At 61.2% G+C, this 18,641-nt stretch carries 19 protein-coding genes; 7 read left to right on the forward strand and 12 right to left on the reverse strand.

Translation table 11 applies throughout. The features are described from left to right. Positions 1-581: 581 nt before the first annotated feature. Both NMAG_RS13095 and NMAG_RS13100 read right to left on the reverse strand, forming a co-directional pair. On the reverse strand, positions 582-1,385 hold the full coding sequence (locus NMAG_RS13095) for a 5-formyltetrahydrofolate cyclo-ligase (RefSeq protein ID WP_004215017.1): 804 nt from the start codon (positions 1,383-1,385) through the stop codon (positions 582-584). Next, on the reverse strand, positions 1,382-2,035 hold the full coding sequence (locus NMAG_RS13100) for a MogA/MoaB family molybdenum cofactor biosynthesis protein (RefSeq protein ID WP_004215016.1): 654 nt from the start codon (positions 2,033-2,035) through the stop codon (positions 1,382-1,384). The genes NMAG_RS13095 and NMAG_RS13100 overlap by 4 nt, the downstream gene beginning before the upstream one ends. A 270-nt stretch (positions 2,036-2,305) precedes the next feature. On the opposite strand from NMAG_RS13100, the gene NMAG_RS13105 reads away from it, so the two are divergent. Together NMAG_RS13105 and NMAG_RS13110 are read left to right on the forward strand one after the other, a co-directional pair. Next, a complete protein-coding gene (locus NMAG_RS13105; RefSeq protein ID WP_004215015.1) occupies positions 2,306-3,346 on the forward strand; it encodes a zinc-binding dehydrogenase in 1,041 nt (346 codons plus the stop codon). An 84-nt stretch (positions 3,347-3,430) separates the two neighbouring features. Continuing rightward, entirely contained in the window at positions 3,431-3,763 is a 333-nt protein-coding gene (locus tag NMAG_RS13110) for a hypothetical protein (RefSeq protein WP_004215013.1), read from the forward strand. 94 nt (positions 3,764-3,857) lie between these two features. Here the strand turns inward: NMAG_RS13110 and NMAG_RS13115 are convergent, their stop codons facing one another. The 4 genes from NMAG_RS13115 to NMAG_RS22660 form a co-directional block, all read right to left on the reverse strand. After that, the gene (locus tag NMAG_RS13115) at positions 3,858-4,175 is read right to left on the reverse strand and encodes a DUF7853 family protein (protein WP_004215012.1); all 318 of its coding nucleotides are present in this window, start codon (positions 4,173-4,175) and stop codon (positions 3,858-3,860) included. Between the two features lie 135 nt (positions 4,176-4,310). Then, positions 4,311-4,580: a hypothetical protein gene (locus NMAG_RS13120; protein ID WP_004215011.1), complete on the reverse strand. Its 270-nt coding sequence runs from the start codon at positions 4,578-4,580 to the stop codon at positions 4,311-4,313. A gap of 129 nt (positions 4,581-4,709) precedes the next feature. Then, positions 4,710-5,360, reverse strand: a complete 651-nt coding sequence (locus NMAG_RS13125; protein WP_004215010.1) for an NUDIX hydrolase — start codon at positions 5,358-5,360, stop codon at positions 4,710-4,712. A gap of 93 nt (positions 5,361-5,453) precedes the next feature. Then, positions 5,454-5,588: a hypothetical protein gene (locus NMAG_RS22660; protein ID WP_004215009.1), complete on the reverse strand. Its 135-nt coding sequence runs from the start codon at positions 5,586-5,588 to the stop codon at positions 5,454-5,456. 54 nt (positions 5,589-5,642) lie between these two features. Here NMAG_RS22660 and NMAG_RS13130 point away from each other — a divergent pair, with 54 nt between their 5' ends. Together NMAG_RS13130 and NMAG_RS13135 are read left to right on the forward strand one after the other, a co-directional pair. Then, positions 5,643-6,392 carry a PHP-associated domain-containing protein gene (locus NMAG_RS13130; RefSeq protein WP_004215008.1) on the forward strand — a complete coding sequence of 250 codons (750 nt, stop codon included), beginning with the start codon at positions 5,643-5,645 and terminating at the stop codon, positions 6,390-6,392. A gap of 238 nt (positions 6,393-6,630) precedes the next feature. Continuing rightward, positions 6,631-7,713 (forward strand): GNAT family N-acetyltransferase, encoded by a 1,083-nt coding sequence (locus NMAG_RS13135; RefSeq protein ID WP_004215007.1) that lies wholly within the window; start codon positions 6,631-6,633, stop codon positions 7,711-7,713. An 11-nt stretch (positions 7,714-7,724) separates the two neighbouring features. Here the strand turns inward: NMAG_RS13135 and NMAG_RS13140 are convergent, their stop codons facing one another. After that, entirely contained in the window at positions 7,725-8,138 is a 414-nt protein-coding gene (locus tag NMAG_RS13140) for an Lrp/AsnC family transcriptional regulator (RefSeq protein WP_004215005.1), read from the reverse strand. A 102-nt stretch (positions 8,139-8,240) separates the two neighbouring features. Here NMAG_RS13140 and carA point away from each other — a divergent pair, with 102 nt between their 5' ends. Next, the gene (gene carA / locus NMAG_RS13145) at positions 8,241-9,317 is read left to right on the forward strand and encodes a glutamine-hydrolyzing carbamoyl-phosphate synthase small subunit (RefSeq protein ID WP_004215003.1); all 1,077 of its coding nucleotides are present in this window, start codon (positions 8,241-8,243) and stop codon (positions 9,315-9,317) included. 90 nt (positions 9,318-9,407) lie between these two features. Here the strand turns inward: carA and NMAG_RS13150 are convergent, their stop codons facing one another. From NMAG_RS13150 to NMAG_RS13160, 3 genes are all read right to left on the reverse strand, one after another. Further along, entirely contained in the window at positions 9,408-9,815 is a 408-nt protein-coding gene (locus NMAG_RS13150; protein ID WP_004215001.1) for a hypothetical protein, read from the reverse strand. A gap of 33 nt (positions 9,816-9,848) precedes the next feature. Beyond that, entirely contained in the window at positions 9,849-11,822 is a 1,974-nt protein-coding gene (locus NMAG_RS13155) for a hypothetical protein (protein ID WP_012996716.1), read from the reverse strand. A 390-nt stretch (positions 11,823-12,212) separates the two neighbouring features. Then, the gene (locus tag NMAG_RS13160) at positions 12,213-12,986 is read right to left on the reverse strand and encodes an SIMPL domain-containing protein (RefSeq protein WP_004214997.1); all 774 of its coding nucleotides are present in this window, start codon (positions 12,984-12,986) and stop codon (positions 12,213-12,215) included. 64 nt (positions 12,987-13,050) lie between these two features. Here NMAG_RS13160 and NMAG_RS13165 point away from each other — a divergent pair, with 64 nt between their 5' ends. Beyond that, positions 13,051-14,010, forward strand: a complete 960-nt coding sequence (locus NMAG_RS13165; protein WP_004214995.1) for a universal stress protein — start codon at positions 13,051-13,053, stop codon at positions 14,008-14,010. A gap of 84 nt (positions 14,011-14,094) precedes the next feature. Here NMAG_RS13165 and purH read toward each other — a convergent pair whose 3' ends face one another. Continuing rightward, complete coding sequence (gene purH / locus NMAG_RS13170; protein ID WP_004214993.1) at positions 14,095-15,783, reverse strand: bifunctional phosphoribosylaminoimidazolecarboxamide formyltransferase/IMP cyclohydrolase; 1,689 nt, start codon at positions 15,781-15,783, stop codon at positions 14,095-14,097. A gap of 176 nt (positions 15,784-15,959) precedes the next feature. Here purH and purB point away from each other — a divergent pair, with 176 nt between their 5' ends. Next, complete coding sequence (purB, locus tag NMAG_RS13175) at positions 15,960-17,357, forward strand: adenylosuccinate lyase (protein ID WP_004214992.1); 1,398 nt, start codon at positions 15,960-15,962, stop codon at positions 17,355-17,357. Between the two features lie 166 nt (positions 17,358-17,523). Here purB and NMAG_RS13180 read toward each other — a convergent pair whose 3' ends face one another. Continuing rightward, complete coding sequence (locus NMAG_RS13180) at positions 17,524-18,606, reverse strand: M20 family metallopeptidase (protein ID WP_004214990.1); 1,083 nt, start codon at positions 18,604-18,606, stop codon at positions 17,524-17,526. Positions 18,607-18,641 lie beyond the last annotated feature (35 nt).

Raw genomic sequence — 18,641 nt, forward strand, 5'->3', positions numbered from 1 at the left:
TGCGATCGAGGGTATATGAATCGGCAAGTACTGCCACTCTCGGCCCAGCTGACCGGCAAACTGGATGAAAGTCGGCTTCACCGTCTATGAACGGTCTCAGCGCCAAAATTGAGAGATTAAATCTGGCTTAAATCGGGCGAAATCCGGCGCAAGATGGTTCGACCATCACGACGCTTCAAGTAGGTCCCACCAGTAGAACTCGATGGAGGTCGACGGGCTACCCTCACCCAAGGCACCCAACGCCAACTCCCGTGACTTCCAGCAATCCCACCACAGCACCCTTCCCCCCACCATTGCCACACCGTTGTGGCGCGGGCTTCGCTGCACCGGCCTGCGCCACGTCCTGCGGTTTTGGCAGCTAACTCGGGACACCATTATGTCCCGGGTTCGCTTCGTTTCCGAGCAGCAGCGCTCGTTGTCGCGTCGGCTCTTTCTGAACCAGCCACTGGTTTCGTTCGCGGTCGGTTCGTCCGTTCGTCAATTCGTCAGCCCAGCCGTTCGTCAATTCGTCGCCCAGCCGTTCGTCCGTTCCAGCCCAACCGTCCACCCGGTCTCGAGCGAACAAGCACACTCTCAGGAGTTCAGGAGTCCGACCGAACGCGCTCGAGTACCGGAATTTCTGCGAGCCGTTCCTCGGAGAGGCACTCCCAGTCGAGTCCGTCAGGTTTCTCACCACCACCTGGCCGCACCACCCGCCCTGGCGTAACGACCAGATCCATCGGCACGTCGTGGTCGCCCACCTCGAGTCCCTCGGCCTCGGCGCTCGTCAGGAGTTGGCGCTCGTGGATCGTCGTCGCGACGGGTGTGTCCGCGTCGACGAGTCCAAGTTCGAAGAGGACGGCGAACTCGAGGTCGCTGTAGCCTTCTCCCTTGCCGATTCGGCCGCCATCTGCGGGAGTGAACTCGGGATCGGCACGAACGCCGACGCTCCCGGAGACGATCAGGTCGATTTTGTCGACTGCTTCGGGGCCGACCTGTTCGCCGTGTGTCGACGAGCCAGAAACAGTGGTGGCCGCGTCGTAATCGTCGAGTTCGGCGGGATCGAGTTTCAGGACGCACTCCTCGTCGCGCAGCCGTGGCACTGCCATGTAGACGGTCTTGCCGTCGCGCAGCGCCCGACGGCGAACCGGGAGCTGTGGCGCGTCGGGATTCGCCTTGATCGTCGTCGCGTGCTCCCACTCCGGCTGGGCAGCCAGGCGCTTGGCTGCCGAGTTCGCGTCTTCGAAGTTTGGAATCCGCCCGTGCGGTGGAAACGGGAACCGCGCGACGCCGCTGTCCTCGAGTTCGTCCCAGACGCGTTCGCGGATCGTGTCTTTCGAGAGGTCGTTGTCAGCTTGTGATGGCTGTCCTCCTGGATCGTCACCGGTGATCCGTTTGTCACTCACACGTCCTCACCACCGTTCGGCTTGGCAGCCTCATCCGATTCGATAGCTGCTGTGGAGTCGTCCGACGCAGCAGCAGCCTTCTCGGTGTCTTCTGAGTCGTCTCCATCTCGTGCGAGTTCGACGAGATTGGGGCTCTCTGGAACGAGAATCTCTGTCGCCGCGAGTTCGGCTGCGTCCGCATTGCCGGGAAGCACGAAGATGAGCGTCCCCTCGGTGACACCGCTGATCGTGCGTGCGCCGACGACGCGACTGCCGTGTGCCTCGTAGGAGAGATGGGTAAAGAGTTCGCTGAACGTGGTCAACGACTTTTCGATGAGTGGCTGGACCGCCTCGATCGTGATATCGTCGGGTTCGATACTCGTCGCCCCTGCTGTCACGACGACATCCACGTCGCCACGGTCGATCATCCGCGAGACGATCGACTGGACGGTGTCGTGCTCGCGACCGACGTGCTCTCGCATCACCACTTCGTGGCCCGCCTCGGTGAACGCCGACACGATGGCCTTGCCAGCGGCGTCGGACTCGAGTGACCGGTCGTCGGCGATGGTGACGAGACCGATGCCGAGCGTGTCGGGTGTCTCAGTGGTCGTCGATTCGATGGCTGTGCCGGCTGGTGATGGCTCCAACGGAGAATCGCTCGACTCGTTCATGGACCGCATTGACTGCCAGTGGGTAAAACACTGGTTCTTGTGGGTGTGGACGCGAGCGATGCTGGGGTGTGCTCGGTGATACACGTGACGTCCGCGTCCGCGTCGAACGGTGAACGTCGAACATCGAACGGTGAAAATCAGCGGGACCGGACGGTCCGCTATCGAACAGATCGGTACTGTGAAGCGCCCTTTCTCGATAGCCGTCGAAAAATTGGGGTCAGCCCACCAGGTTCACAACTGTTATGCCACTGTTTCGGAATGTTTGTATCCATGCAGGCGATCAAGATCACCGCACACGGCGGAACCGACGGCATCGAGTACGGCGAGTACCCCGACCCCGAGGTGGGTCGCAACGACGTGCTCGTCGACGTCAAAGCCGGCGCGCTCAACCACCTCGACGTGTGGGTTCGACGCGGCCTGCCGACGCTCGATCTCGACCTGCCCCACGTCCCCGGGAGCGACGCTGCGGGTGTCGTCGAAGCCATCGGAGAAGACGTTTCCCGCTTCGAACCCGGCGACCGCGTCGCGGTGACCGCGGGCGTCAACTGCGGCCACTGCGAGTTCTGTCGCAGCGGCGACCCGACGCTGTGCGTGAACTTCCACCTCCTCGGTGAGCACGTCACCGGCGTCCACTCCGAGTACGCCGCCGTTCCCGAGGACAACCTGATTCCCGTTCCCGAGCACGTCGACTGGATCACCGCAGGGGCGTCCTCGCTCGTCTTCCAGACTGCCTGGCGGATGCTGATCGACCGCGCAGACATCGAGGCCGGCGAAAAGGTGCTCGTCCTTGGCGCGAGCGGCGGCGTCGGCCACGCCGCCCTCCAGATTGCAGACTACGCCGGTGCAGAGGTGTACGCGACGGGCAGCACCGAGGGCAAACTCCAGTATGCCCGCGAGCACGGTGCAGACCACGTCGTCAACTACGAAGAGCAGAACTTCGCAGAGTGGGTTCGCAGCGAAACCGGCAACCGCGGCGTCGACGTCGTCGTCGACTACATCGGCGCGGGCACCTGGCGCGACTCGATTAAGAGCCTCGCGAAGAACGGCCGTCTCGTCACCTGCGGCGGCACGGCCGGCGGCAACCCGGAAACGGACATCCCACGTATCTTCTGGAACCAGCTCCAGATCATCGGTTCGACGATGGGGTCGCCCGGCCAGGTCGACGACGTGATGGAACTCGTCTGGGATGGGACGTTCACGCCCGCAATCCGCGAGGTACTGCCGATGAGCGAAACCGCCCGCGCCCACGAAATTATCGAGGGCCGGGAAGGGTTCGGTAAGGTGGTCGTGCGTCCGGATAGCGAACTCTAAGTCGAACGACCGTCAGCCCGGCACGGCAGCCGCACACACCGGTGAACCGTGAGTGCTTTTATCACCGAGGCGAAACCCTCCACTGTGACCTCGAGCGACGACGGCGGCTACGTCCACGACCCATCGGCATTCGACGGCGACGGGACGGCCAGCGCCGAGAATAATGCGGGCGACAGCGCCGACGAAACCGGCGCAGACTGGACGGAGAACCCGCGCAACCCGGCGGCGGTCGACCGCGAGTTTGACTGGCGCGGCTGGGTCCTCGTCGGCGTCATCATCATCGCGTTCATCGTCGCCCCGATCTCGATCCTGCTCTGGCCGCCGACGCTCAACTACTTCGTTGCACTCCTGATCTTGCCGCTGTTCCCGGCGGCACTGCTCGCAATTACGGCAGTATGGGCGACGACGCGACCATAGCTCACGAGTCGAATTAGTACTGTGGAGCGCTCGAACCAACAAGAGACGAGTTAGCCTGCTTCAATCCCGCTGTCAGTTGACTGCCGGGGATGAACTATCCACGGGACTCGAGTACCCCGTCCAGCCGGTCGATGGCAGCGCGACCGTGTTCGACGTCTCGCGCCGGCGTCTCCTCGCGGTCGACATACTCGGTCAACAGCGTCGTGAGTCGTCGAATCTGTGCCGTGGTGAACTGTTCTGTGTCGTCGTTCGATTCGACCGTTTCGACCAGGGAGAGTGTCCAGGATGGTGGTGATGAGTCCTCGTCGAGCGCGTCGTCGACTCGGTGGACGAGCGAGTGGTGGACGACCCATTCTTCTTCTCTGGAGAGCGTGACGTCGTGGTATTCGGTTTCCGATGGTGGGGTACTCATTGCGATACTGGACCGATTTCGTCGGCCCTTGCCCAACACTACGAGGGACGCGCTCATAAAGTTTGTCACGTGGTATCACACATCACCCAACGGCGACGTACCGACAGATGTCGGCTCGAATGCACGGGGCCGTAATCAAGTATACCAGAACATGCGGACGCCTGATTCCGGATCGAACAGGCTATGGGTCTCGTCCGCCGACCGGTTCGTCCAGGACGTGCTCCGCTTCGATTCCCGCTGCCGCGTCTGCGACGGTGATGTGCTGGGGGCGAACCCGACGCGAACGTCGCGTTCGACGTAGCCCTCGAGTTGGTCTGCGCTGGCGTCGAGGGAGATGGTGTGGCCGCCGAGAGCGACAGCTGCGGTGCCGGTTGCGGATTCGACGTGGGTGTCGAAGAACGCCATCGCTGACTGGCCGATGAATTCGCCGACGAAGTCGTTCGCGGGTTCGTCGTAGACCGCTTTCGGTGGGCCGACGGAGCCAGACAGGTAGCTGAAAAGACACCGTGGAACGCGTCTCGTACTTCTGCTGGGCTACTCGAGTCCTGCCTTCGTCTGCGCATCAACGTCAGTCTGCACATCGCGTCGCATCGCGATTTCGAACCACGGACAGAGTCTGAGCTGTCGGTACCACTCGGGATTGTCGGCCAGACGCTTGTAGGGGACCCACAGTAGCCCTGCGACCTCCTCCTCGTTCGGGTCGAGCGTGACGTCGGCCAGGGTGAGTTTCAACACGGCACAGACCTCGTGTTCGACACCCGCGTTCTCGAAGTAGCGCTTGTACTCGAAGCGGTCAGTGACCCGCAGGTCGTCGTACTGATCGGGCATGATCCCGAGTTCCTCCTCGAGTCGCTGGCGAGTCGCCTCCGTCTGGCGCTGTCCCTCGACGGGGTGAGAGGCGACGGTCCCGTCCCAGTAGGTCCCCCAGAGACGCTTTTCGGGTGCCCGTTGTGCCAGGAGTACGTTGTCGTCCTCGTCGAACACGAGCGCGGTGAACGCGCGGTGGCGAATGCCCTCGCCCGTGTGGGCCTCGAGCCGGTTGACGGACTCGAGTGCGGTGTCGTCTTCGTCGACGGCGATGACGTTCTGGCGAGCGTTCTTGTGCTCGGGCTCGTGCTCGTGCTCGTGTTCCTGGTCGGTGTCGTCGTGTTCGTGATCCTCGGCCGGCGCGCCAGGTGTGCTCATGGGTACACAATCACAGCGATGCGTGAAACCAGTTCGCCTTCTGTGGTTCCCGTGGGCAGTGCAGTCGATCCGCCGCCCGGTCTGAACGCTGGGCTAGCAACCAGCGGCACCGAATCCATTGGAGGAGCCACCGTCATTGTTGCCATCGCCATCGCTGTCGCCGTCGCCGTCGCTGTCGCCGTCGCCGTCGCCGTCGCCGTCGCCGCCGCTGCCGCCGACCGGTTGCATAGCCCACCGTATACCAACCAAGCGCAAAAGAGTCTGCCCGGCGTTTGTCCCCACATGTACACCGTGGATCTCCACGCACACACCCGGTTCTTCCACGGCCGGCGATCGGTCGGCGACCGGTTCGATCCGTTCGGCACGCGTGTACTTACGAGGATGGCCCACAGGAACGGTCTGGACGGTGTCGCGACGACCAATCACGACTACTACACGCCAGTCGAGTCCGCAGCCGTCGCCACGATCCCCGGCATCGAAGTATCGACCACCCACGGACACGTCCTCGTCGTCGGTCCCAACCCGCCGCGCGAGACGGTGCCACTCGAGTACACGCCGAGAGAGGTCGTCGAGCTGGCACACGAGCGCGACTGTGCGGCGATCGTCGCCCATCCATACCGCGACAGCGAGGTGTTGAGCGAGCGATTTGCGGACGTGCCGTTCGACGCAATCGAGATCAACGGAAAGCACCCGCGCACGCGGCCGCTCGTCGAATCGCTGGCGACGGAGTGGGAGGTACCGATCGTCGCAGGCAGTGACGCACACGTTCCGTTCGAAGTGGGACGGGCGTACACGATGATCGATGCACCAACGCTCACCCCGGCAGCGGTCGTCGAGGCGATTCGTGAGGGACGGGTACAGCCGTGTGTCGCGAACGGACCGCTCAATGCAGCGCTTCGCGAGGGATACCGATGGCTCCACGAACGAAAGCACCCGGACGACGTGCTGGCCGAGTCCCCGGGGGCGCTCAAGCGACGCGCGATGGAGCAGATGGAGTCGGATGACGTATCGGCCTGGGATCTCCCTCGTTAAAATATTGAACCGAGGTGGCGTCCACACTTCGAGGTCAATAGCGTTCTGCTGATACGGATCGTTGTCGCGTCGTATCAGCGATTGTTGCCCCGTTGGCACGATCACCAGTACCGAACGACAACGGGCCATATGAAACACGACCCACACAGGGACACCGTACAGCCCCAAGGCCGAGCATACGTCGCTGTACGAGAAGATAACTTAACCAACGACGCCGCCTCCAACTCGGAGACAACAGATGTCCTCACAAGCGACAGCCAGCACTCACTCGAGTCGATCCGAGACGACCGACTCGGAAACGGGGCTCACGGTTGCCGCCGTCGATACGATCCGGGAAATCGATCGCGATCGCTGGAACGAGGTGGTCGAACGCGCCGACCTCGGGACGGTATTTCACCGCTACGAGTGGCTTGCGGCGGTCGAACTGGGGATCGGACACCCAGCGAGACACCTGCTGGTCGAAAAGGACTCGAACCTCATCGGCGTCGTCCCGAACTTCGTCGTGCCGATCCCGAAGACGCCATTTTCCCGGCTAACCTCGATCTATCCCGGCTTCGGCGGCCCGTTACTGACGACCGACGTCGACGACTCACTCTCACTCGTACTCGAGACGATCCCAGACTGCTGTTCGCGGCGGACGATCGTGCACGGAATCCGTGCCTGCAACACGAACTTTCTCCGGTACGACGGCGCGCTGTCTGGGGCTGGCTACGAATCGAATCGCGTCGGCGGGCGATTCGTATTGCCGCTTTCGAACGGCTACGATGCGGTGTTCGATGGGATGGATAGCTCGAAGCGCCGGGCGATCAGACGGGGGCGAGAGACCGACCACGATATCGTCGAGGCGGAGCTCACGCACCAGGAACTGACGCGCTTCTACGAGCGGTACCGCCAGCATATGGCGAGCGTCGGCGGGCACGTCTATCCCCGCGCGTTCTTCGAGCAGTTGCGGGAGATGGAAGACCGCATCCTGCTCGCACAGCTCTACGTCGAGGGTGAGTACGCCGGCGGCTTCCTCGAACTCCTCAACGACGAGCGAAACACCGTTCACGGCTTCTTCGCGGCGATTCCGCCGGCGTACTTCGAGTACTACGCCTCCGAACGGCTCTACGACTACGTGTTTCAGTGGGCGATCGAAAACGGCTACGAGGCGTACGATTTCGGCGGCGGTGGCGCGGACTTCCGGGACGGTGCGTTCACCTTCAAAGAGGAGTTCGGCGGCGAGCTCGTTCCGAACGTCTACTGGGAGCGTGGCACGAATCCAGTCTGGCCGCTCGTCCGTCGAGGGCGGTCGCTCTATCAGCGCTTCGACGGCGTCTGAGAAACCCGCGTTCAGCCGAGCTGTTCGTCGAGAATCAGCCGCGTTTTCGTGCTGACGACTTCCTCCTGGTCGCGCGCCTTCGTGATTAGATCGTTCACCCCGCGCGTGTCCGCGGCGTCGACCACGAGGACGACGTCCTGTTCGCCCGAGACCATCCAGACGAAGTCGACTTCCTCCCATTCGGCCATCCGTTCGGAGATGCCCTTCGTGTCGACGTCGACCGCGACGCTGATCTCGAGCATCGCCTTCACGTTGCCCGTGTGCGTCGAAATGGTAAAGCGTTCGATGACGTCGTTGTCCATCATCCGTTCGACGCGGTTGCGCACCGTTCCCTCGCTCGTCCCGACCTCGTCTGCGATTTCCGTGTACGGCGTTCGGGAATCTCGGCGCAGGATATTGAGGATCGATCGGTCGAGTTCGTCCATAGAGATCTGACACTACGAGGGTGGCACACTTACCCATTACGAAATTCGTAACTGAGTTTCGAAGACAACACTTATGGCGGTGTGTCCAATACGTAGTTCGTAATGACAGCAGCCTACGTTGCGCTGGAGGGCGGGCACGTACTCGAGGGACGTGGTCGTGCTTCAGGAACGGCTCGCGGTGAGGTGGTTTTCACTACCGCATACACCGGCTACGAGGAGAGCCTGACCGATCCATCCTACGAGGAACAGATTCTCACCTTCTCTTACCCACTGATCGGCAACTACGGCGTGCGAGAAGAACGGTTCGAGGACGACCGCGTCCACCCACGCGCCGTGCTCGCGAAGGAACTCACCGAAGAGGTCGCCGACTGGCTCGAGACGGAGGGCGTGCCAGCAGTCGACCACCTCGACACGCGAGACGTCGTCACCGACATCCGCGACGGCGGCGCGATGAAGTGCGGTATCGCCGTTGGCGAGGACGTGACCGAGGAAGATGCACTCGAGCAACTCGAGCAGTGCAAGGCGATGAGCGACCACACCGACATCGGCGCACAGGTCAGCGTCGACGAACCCACCGTCTACGGTGTGGACAACGACGGCGAAACCGTCGCGCTCGTCGACTGCGGCGCGAAGGGGTCGATCGTCGACTCGCTGCTCGCCCGCGACGCGACGGTTCACGTGCTGCCCTACGACGCAGCCGTGAGCGATGTCGAAGCCGCCGATCCGGACCTTCTGTTCATCTCGAACGGCCCCGGCGACCCAACGAACTATGAGCAGGCAATCGCGCTCGTCGAGGCGTTCGTCGAGGACACGCCCGTCGCCGGCATCTGTCTCGGCCAGCAGATTGTCGCCGAAGCGCTCGGTGGCACGACGGCCAAGATGGACTTCGGCCACCGCGGCGTCAACCAGCCGGTGCTCGACCTCGACTCCGGTCAGGTCGTCATGACGACCCAGAACCACGGCTACACCGTCGACGAACCCGGCGACTACCTCGAAGTCACCCAGATCAACGTCAACGACGACACGCCGGAAGGACTCGACGGCGTCGACCACGATATCATCACCCGCCAGTACCACCCCGAAGCGAACCCCGGTCCGGAGGACACCCTCGACTTCTTCGACAACGTCCTCGAGATGGCCGAAAACACGCCCCAGCGAGCGGTTCCGGCAGACGATTGAGTTGGGCGCTGTTTTCTCGTTTCTAGGACAGAGGCAGCTGTTTCGCATACAGACTCTGTAGAATCGCTACACGCCGTCGTCTTACTCCGGTTAACACTCCGTATATCCAGTCGCGTCGAAATGGATCTGGTCCGTTTTCACGAGCCGGATTGTCGCTCTGGCACACTTATCCCTTGGATCAAGATTATGTGATATTGAATGTTCGACTGACTCATCATTGATTGTGACTTTCAACGTATAGTTTCCTGGGTCGTCAACAGGGTTCTCGAGAGTAGTCATATTCTCCGCTTCGATCGGTTGTGTAGCGGTGTACGTTTCAGCCCCGTCGTCATCCACAACAGCGACGGTCACATCGTGGTCGGTCTCGTCTTCGTTAAAGATTCGAATGGAGAGTATTCGTACCCCCTCGGTATCTCCGTTTGAGATACGCTCGAGACAACCTGAGATGGCGAGTATGCTGCCCAAGACAGCAACAAGAGATGTACGCCGATCAATCATCGGAACAGTAGTGCATAAAGATATCATCAAGATTTATTGTGGCGGTGATGCAAATAGCGTGCTATCGTCGATACCGTCAACGATAGTATCTGCGATCAAATAGTGCGTGTAAGCCCGAAAGCCTTCTCGGTCGTCATTAGTCGCTTCAAATGCACCAAACGATTCAGTCCCGCTATTGAATTCTAGACGGGCCAGTTTCAGGAGGAACCGTTCAAGATCGCAGTTGATTGAGCTTACAGCTTGATTAAATCGATCTGCAGTGAGTTCCTGTTCGACTTCCAGCGTCGATATGTCGATTACATCAGGCAGATCACCATTAAGTTGCGATGCAGCTTTGAGATAGGCTAACGCGTAGTACAGATCTAACCCAGCTGCGGTGGTGTATCCAGTTTCGAATCGTTTCTGTGCTCGCTCAAAATACCCCTTAGCGTTTGATACTGCGTATTCGACATTACGATTGCTATCACCTGGTGCGTCTTCGAGTTTCTTTCGAACCATCCTTTCTATGTCCTTGTATCGTTCTAGAACGGCCTCTTTTTGAACGGGTCCATCTGGGGGACGGGTAGCCGTTTCGAGATATTGTTCGCCGTCATCGAGATTGCCATGCGCAAACTCGAGTGCAGAGTCCGCGTACTGGATCTGCTCCGGTTCGCTTACGGCGTCGAAAGATAGAGCATCAAAAACGCTGTCGAGCCATGACTGGGCAGACAAAAGGCACTTTTCAATCTGTCCAGTTGTCGCGAGCACCTGATTGACTGATTCTCCTTGGTATTTAACTCGCTTGTGAGCAGCGGAAATTTTGCTTTCGACTTCTTTGGCTCGGCGTTTGATATTCTGTTCATTGATTTCGCCGTTAGCAGCGCTCTCTCGAGAAACACTCCCCTTCGAATGAGCCGTCGCACTTCGATAGGCGACTAATTCCCGGAACCGAGTTTCTGCTTCAGCAGCCTCTTCAAGGGCCGTTATCGCCTCATCTTCAAACCGACTATCCGTGCGGTGGTCGATAGCATCGACATGAGTTTCCGCTTTATCTTTTGCTTCACTGAGGTGTGCATCACTAATCTGGATCGGTTTTGCAACAGGGGACAACTCGCAACATGACCGGACTTGAACTTCAGGACATGGAGGTCCCCCAGGGCAATCATCAGTTTCGCAAATACTTTCGTCCTCCTGGTAGATACAGAAAGCACTACCCAGCGCTATCTGATGCCCTCGGTCTATTTCGAAGTGATGGCCGCTATCGGAATTATACATATAATGTCCGTTGTCAACTTCCCGATTCGCACCGACGTAGTTCCACCCAGCATCAATCCCACCGCCGCCGATTTCCCACTTCCAATCCGCGGAATGAGTGGTCGTATCGAAGTCAATCATTGAGGGGATTGGGTCGGGATAACTAATCTCTGCTGACTTGCCTGATGCATCTCGATCAATATCGATCGAACTATCATCTCCAACGCTCGGCGGTCGAGGCGGTAGCCAAAATGGTGTTCCGTTGTCTAACGCGCTCCATGCAACGTCAAACGCATATTCGGCGAACGCAGTTTGTGGGAAATCGTCATTATTTTCATTTTCAAAATATCCATAGATGCTATCGAGTTGTAGATCGACCATAGTAGAGCTAAGTTCTTCAATTGTGACGCGACTGTTGTTTGACGCTGGGAAATGGGTGGTATCTCGGGCACTATAATTTGTGTCGTCGTAGGCGTTTACCCAGGTCCCAGATTGCCAAGTGTAAAACGAGGCATCGGCGGCGTATTTTTTCCTTTCGTATCGAATTGCACCGCTATTTGAGACCTCACCGTCACCGGGCATGTCGATGACATAATCGAGTTGGTAATCGACATCATCCATCTCAACATTCAAGGTATCAATGGTATTATTCAGATTGCTTTTGTCATCAGTAGCGCTGACACTCGCTTTTCCTGTAACTGATCCTAGTAGGATGCCACTGGTTGCTTTTAAAATGGCTCTTCTCCTATCCGAATGGTTATTGCCATCAACCATAGCTCAACATCAACATCACATCATATAAATCTTTAGTTCTTAGATATTAGAAATATTTTATCTATTGGAGCTCATATAAAACCTTGATCTGGTGAATACCAGTGAATACGGTTGGACATCTGGTTACAAATGACGGTGGTTCCATTTCGGGCGGAGAAAGTGCTATTTCTCGCAAGGCGGGTTGTTAGTTAGACGATTCCCTGCGACGGAAAGTCGAAACAGCCACCGGTGTGACAGTACACATTGTTCGCCAAACAGCACGTCGACAAACCAGATAAACCCGGTGGCCCGACACGACAGTGGGTTCGTCAATTGGGACACGTTGTGCTACCTCTTCCCCGGGGCGGCCTTGACAATAGTTGACCGCAAAAGTACACCATTCGTTGATGCCTATGCCCCGTCGTCTGAGAACCCGTACTCAACCGTCGCGCTCGCCGTGACGCTCACCGGATCCGCATCGATCTCGGTCTCGGGTGCGGCGTCAGCAGCGTCATCCGTCTCGTAGGCCACGTCGTGGCGAACCGTACTCACCCGCACGTCACTCGTCGTCACCGCCGTCGTGCCGGTGAGTTCGACGCCGCGATTCGAGGCGATGTGCTCGGCCTCCTCGTCGGCAGTCGCCAGTGCATCGTCGATTGCATCCTTTCGAAGTTCGGAACGGGTCTCGTCCCGAACCGTGAAGTTCACTCGACCAACGTCGTCAGCGCCGGCGTCGACCGCGGCGTCGATCACTTCGCCGACGCGCTCGACGTCGTCGAGTGTCACCTGATAGGAGTGGGTTCCGACGAACTCCTCGACCCCATCCTCGCGTCTCGCCGCCGGCGAGGGGCGGACGCTGTACCGTCCCTCTTCGACGTTGTCTTCGGGAATCCCCAGGTCGTCGAACGCCTCCCGGAGCTGCTCCGAGCGAGTCGCCAGATCGTCGCTCACCGCGTCGGCTGACTCGTCGACACTCTCGACACCGAGACTCATCGTCGCCCGGTCGGGCTCCGTTTCGACCTCGCCGTCGGCAGTAACGGTGATCGTGTTGTCTGTATTTGTCGTGTCCGCATCTTCGCCCGCCTGCGCGGGATCGTCCGTACTCGAGAGCGCGTTGCCGAGACATCCTGCCGTCGTCGCTGCGACACCGACGGTCGATGCCGCGAGGAACTGTCGTCTGTCCATACGCTCCCGACACGTGCCACTCAAATAATGATTCGTCAAGCTCAAATCGCTCTTTCAGCGTGCTGTGGGTGTTCGGCTGCCACAGGTGGCGATTAGCGCCGTCTCGCACGTGCTGGAACGCCACGGAGCGTTCTTGCCGGTCGACGGTGAGTGTCGACTCGACCGTATGGCTGACAGGCTGCTCGTTCCCATCGCGAACCCCGAAACCGCCGACCGACTGCTCGATACTGCCGTCGACCTCGCACACGACCGCAACTTGGAACTCGTCGTCCTGTCGGTTGTCACCGTTCCGATGCAGTTGTCACTCGAGCACGCCCGCGACACGCTCGACATCGAGGACGAAGAGGCGCTGCTCGCGGACGTGGTCGAGCGGGCGCGCGGCTACGGCGTGGACGCAACCGGCCGGATTCGATTCGGTCGTGATATCGCGGACGGAATCTGCCATGTCGCCGCGGAACTCGACGCCGCCGCAGTGCTGGTCGGCTGGCGCGGCCGACCACAGCGTCGTGACGTCGTACTCGGAAGTCACATCGACACGGTCCTGGCCACTGCGCCGTGTGACGTGCTGGTAAAGCGCATCGACCGAACCGTGACCGACGTCGATTCGATCCTCGTTCCCGTCGCTGGCGGCCCGAACACCGAATTTGCGGCCGAAACCGCTGGCGCACTCGCTCGCGCCCACGATGCACGAGTCGAACTGCTGACGGTGGTGCCAACGCGAGACGACGAGCAACTGGCCGGTGCGCGCGGGATGCTCACCGAAACGAGTTCGTCGCTCGGCGTCGTCGACTCGGTGACGGAGACGGTACTCGAGGGCGACGTAACCGAGACGATTCTGGAGCAGGCCGACGCACACGACGTGGTGGTTATCGGTGCCGCGGAGAGCGGCCTCCTCAGGAGCGTGCTCGTCGGTGACGTTTCCGAGACGGTGGGCCGAGAGGCCGAGAGTGCGGTCATTATGGCGAAACGCCACCAGGGTGTGTCGAAGACGGTGTGGCGGCGGGTTCGTGACCGGCTCCGGTAGCGGCTGGCGAAGTGTCGAAAGAACGAAAGAATGGACAATAGCCTTCCAGAACGCGCTGCTTGCAATTTCGCTAAGAGTCAGGAGTCAGTCGTGTCGGAACGACCGCTGCCCCGTAAACGCCATCGCGATGCCGTGCTCGTCCGCCGCCTCGATCACGTCGTCGTCGTTGACCGAGCCACCGGGCTGGACGACAGCTTCAATGCCCGCGTCGGCGGCCTCCTCGATGCCGTCCGGGAACGGGAAGAACGCATCCGAGGCCATGACCGCGCCCTCGGCGTCCTTGCCTTCGGCGTGTTCGTCCGCCTTCATCGCCGCGAGGCGGACTGCATCGACGCGGGACACCTGTCCCATCCCGATGCCGACCGTCTCCGTCCCGTCCGCGAAGAGAATCCCGTTCGACTTCACGTGCTTTAGCGTCTGCCACGCAAACACCATGGACTCGAGTTCGTCCTCAGTTGGTTCACGCTCAGTCACGACCTCGAGGTCGTCGGTCGAGATCGACTGCAGGTCGCGTTCCTGGACGAGTCGACCGCCGACGAGCGGCTTCTCGGTGAATCGCTCCGTGCGCTCACCCAATTCACCAACGTCCAGAACGCGCAGGTTCTCCTTCTCGAAGAGTACGTCGAGTGCGTCGTCGGTGTAACCCGGGGCGACGACGACCTCCTTGAACGAGTCGATGATCTGCTCGGCGGTGGCGGCGTCACACTCGCGGTTGAGCGCGACGATGCCGCCGAAGGCGCTCATCGGGTCCGTGGAGAGGGCCTTCTCGTAGGCTGCGGCGAGGGAGTCGGCCGTGGCGCAGCCGGCCGGGTTCGTGTGCTTGATCACCGCGGCAGCGGGCTCGTCGAACTCCTTGATCAGGTTGAGCGCGCCGTCGGCGTCGTTGTAGTTGTTGTACGAGAGGGCCTTCGCGCCCTCGTTCAACTGGTCGGCGTGGACGACACTCGCCTCGTCGCAGGTGTAGTCCGCGTAGACGGCGGCGTCCTGGTGTGGGTTCTCTCCGTAGCGGAGGGTATCGAGTCGGTCGCTCGAGACGAGTCGGCGACCGGGCAGGCCGTCTCGCGGCTTCGCAGCTCGACTGTCCGAGGCGCGTGGCCCCTCGCTTCCATCGTTGTCCGCGTCGTCGACGCCCGCCACGTCGTCCTCGACACGTACGTCGCCCGCCTCGATATCGACGTCGACCGCCCCCTCGGCGAACCACTGCACCGCTCGCGGGTACGCGCGGAACTCACCCTCGTAGAGCACACGCTCCTTCAGACGCTCCGGGTCGTCGCCTTCGTAGATCGGAATCGGTTCCTGGGTAACGATTGGCCCGCCGTCGACCTCGCTCTCGACGACCTCGCCGTCTCCGTCGGTCGCGTCGGTAACCACGTGGACCGTACAGCCCGTCACCGAGACGCCCGCCTCGAGTGCGTCGCCCCAGGCGTCCATCCCCGGGAACGACGGCAGCAGCGACGGGTGCACATTCAGCGTCGTCGGCGCTGCGTCGAGGAACGTACTCGAGAGGATGCGCATGTAGCCGTCGAGGCAGACCAGATCGAACTCGTAGTCAGACAGGGCCTCGAGGACTGCCTCCTCGTGTTCCGTTCGGCTCATGTCGTCTGCGAGCGGGACGACCTCGGTCGGAATCCCGCGCTCTTCGGCGGACTCGAGTACCGGTGCGTCTGCACTGGTTGCAAGCACGACGGCCAGTTCCGCACCGCCCGGTCGGCGGTCGGCGATGTTCAACAGGTTGCGCCCTCGGTTGCCGGCCATCCCGGCGATTCGCGTCATGGGTGTACGGCCACCCGCGAGGGGGAAAGTGGTTGCGGTCTTCGTCCGCAGTGTATCCACGTTCGTGTATCGAATATAATCTATATCGAGTTCTATTCGAAGATGTATACACAGTCGTGGCCGAAACGGGCACACGTTTCGACACCCTTTTGCACGGCGCTAGAAACTCTCGGACAATGACCGACACCGACGCACTGTACGCGGTCTCGCCGCTCGACGGGCGCTACGGCAACCGAACGGAACGGCTCTCGCCGTACGCCAGCGAGGCCGCGCTCATGCGCGCCCGCGTCCGCGTCGAAGTCGAGTATCTGATCGCCCTTGCTGACCTCGAGGCGACGCCGCTCGAACTCGACCTCGACGAGCGCGAGACGCTTCGAAGCCTGTACAAACACTTCGCCGAGGAGGACGCCCGACTGATCAAGAAACTCGAAACCACGGGCCACGAGGAGTTCGAGGCGACGAACCACGACGTGAAAGCCGTCGAGTACTTCGTCCGCCACCGGCTACCCGAGGACAGCGACGCCTCCGCGTGGATCCACTTCGGACTGACAAGCGAGGACGTGAACAACCTCGCCCACCGGCTGCTCGTCCGCGACGCCGTCGACGGGGTGTTGCTGCCGGAGCTGTACGACGTGCAGGACACCCTCGCCGAGATGGCCAGAGAGTACCGCGACCTGTCGATGCTCGCACGGACCCACGGCCAGCCCGCGACGCCGACGACTTTCGGCAAGGAACTCGCCGTCTACGCCGCCCGACTCGGGAGAGCGACCGGCCAGATCCGCACGGCGACAGACGACCTCTCGGGCAAACTCGGCGGCGCGTCGGGAACCTACGCGGCCCACGTCGCCGCCTACCCCGACGTCGACTGGCAGTCCTTCGCCGCCGACTTCGTCGAGCGACTCGGACTCGAGTTCACCGAACTCACGACGCAGGTCAACCCCTGTGACGACCTCGCGGCGCTGTTCGACGCGTTCGGACGTGCAAACAGCGTGCTCCTCGACCTCGACCTGGACATGTGGCTGTACGTCTCCGACCGCTACCTCGGCCAGGAGGCCGTCGCAGGTGAGACGGGGTCGTCGACGATGCCCCACAAGGTCAACCCGATCGACTTCGAGAACAGCGAGGGCAACCTCTCGAAGGCCAACTCCGATCTCACGTTCCTGGGCGACTACATCACCACCTCGCGGCTCCAGCGTGACCTCTCCGATTCGACCGTTAAACGCAACATCGGTGCCGCCTTCGCTCACTGCCTGATCGGCTACTCGAAGACAGCCGCCGGCCTCGAGAAGGTCGTCCCCAACGAGCACGTCATGCGCGAGGCACTCGAGTCCACGCCAGAAATTATCGGCGAGGCGGTCCAGACGATTCTTCGCCGTGAGGGCCAGGAAGATGCCTACGAACAGGTGAAAGCGCTCACCCGCGGGAAGGACGTGACACTCGACGATTTCCAGGAACTGTTCGCAGATCTTGACGTGGATGAGGACGTGCGCGAGGAACTCGCCGCGCTGACGCCGGCGGGATACACCGGTATTGCGGCTGGGCTGGTCGACGACATCGAAGACATCGAAAACTGAGAATCAGTACCGATTTGACGCTCGACTGCCAACGCTCGACTATGGTCGAGCGTCTCTTCCCCGAAATCGCCACCGCGATCCTCTTTCTCATCGCGATCCTGTGTATGATCGCGCTGTTGTACATCTCGACGAAGTGGTGAGCAGCGTTCTGCGATACCGCTACCGCTCAGCCGACGAGGACAGACAGCGTCTCCTCGACTGCGTCAGCCGCAGCCTCGACGGCTGAGAGCCGCACGTACTCGCGCTCGGCGTGTGCGACAGCACCTTCTTCGTCTGCGAGGACACCCGGACCGAAGACGACCGTCGGCGCGTCAGCAGCAAAGAAACCAGCCTCGGTTGCCGCCCCGAACGGCCGCACCTCGCCGCCGCTTGCGTCCTGCAGCGTTCGCACCAGCTCTGTCTCCCCGTCGGTCACGAACGCCTGCGGAAACGGCGTATCGGGGCGGATGAGATCCACCGAGACGTCGACTGCGTGATCGCTCGGTAGCCGATCCACGAGAAACCGCTCCAGATCCGCACGGAATGACTCGCTCGTCTCCGGCGGGACGCTCCGACGATCGAACGTGAGCCGACAGCGCTCTGGAACGCGGTTCGACGCCTCGCCGCCCTCGAGTACGGTCGGCGTCAGCTTCGGTTCGCCGAGCACGTCGTCCGCGCCGAGACCCGCGGCGTCGTCGTACTCGCGGAGGGACTCGAGTACGTGCTCGAGGCCGAAAACGGGGTTTCGTTCGGCGGGGACGCTCGCGGCGTGGCCGCTCTCTCCCTCGATGGTGACGGTCCCCTCACACTGGCCGCGGGCGGCGATACAGACGTCGAGGTCGGTGGGCTCGCCGACGATGTAGCCGTCCGCGGAGAGTCGATCCTGCAGTCCTGCCGCACCGGTCATCAGCGTCTCCTCGTCGGGCGTGATCGCGAGCGTCAGTTTGCCAGTCGTCGGATCGACCCGCATAAAGGCAGCCAGCAGGGCGGCGAGCGGTCCCTTCGCGTCGCAGGCCCCACGCCCGCGGACGACATCGCCGTCGCGCTCGTAGGGAACGTGCGGCGCGACGGTGTCGATGTGTGTGTTCAGGACGAGGTGTGGACCGTCGTCGATACCTTTGCTCGCGAGAACGTTCCCGAAACCGTCGGTCTCGGGTTCGAGGCCGGCGTCCTCGAGCGTTTCAATCAGTAGTTCGCGCATCTCGCCGACGTCTTCGTGGGAGGACGTCGATACGGCATCGGCGTGGAAAGCAGCAATATTAAAGCTCATTATTGTGGTTTCGTCGATCTCGTCGACGAACGTGG

The sequence above is a fragment of the Natrialba magadii ATCC 43099 genome, from assembly GCF_000025625.1.
GTDB classification, from domain to species: Archaea; Halobacteriota; Halobacteria; order Halobacteriales; family Natrialbaceae; genus Natrialba; species Natrialba magadii.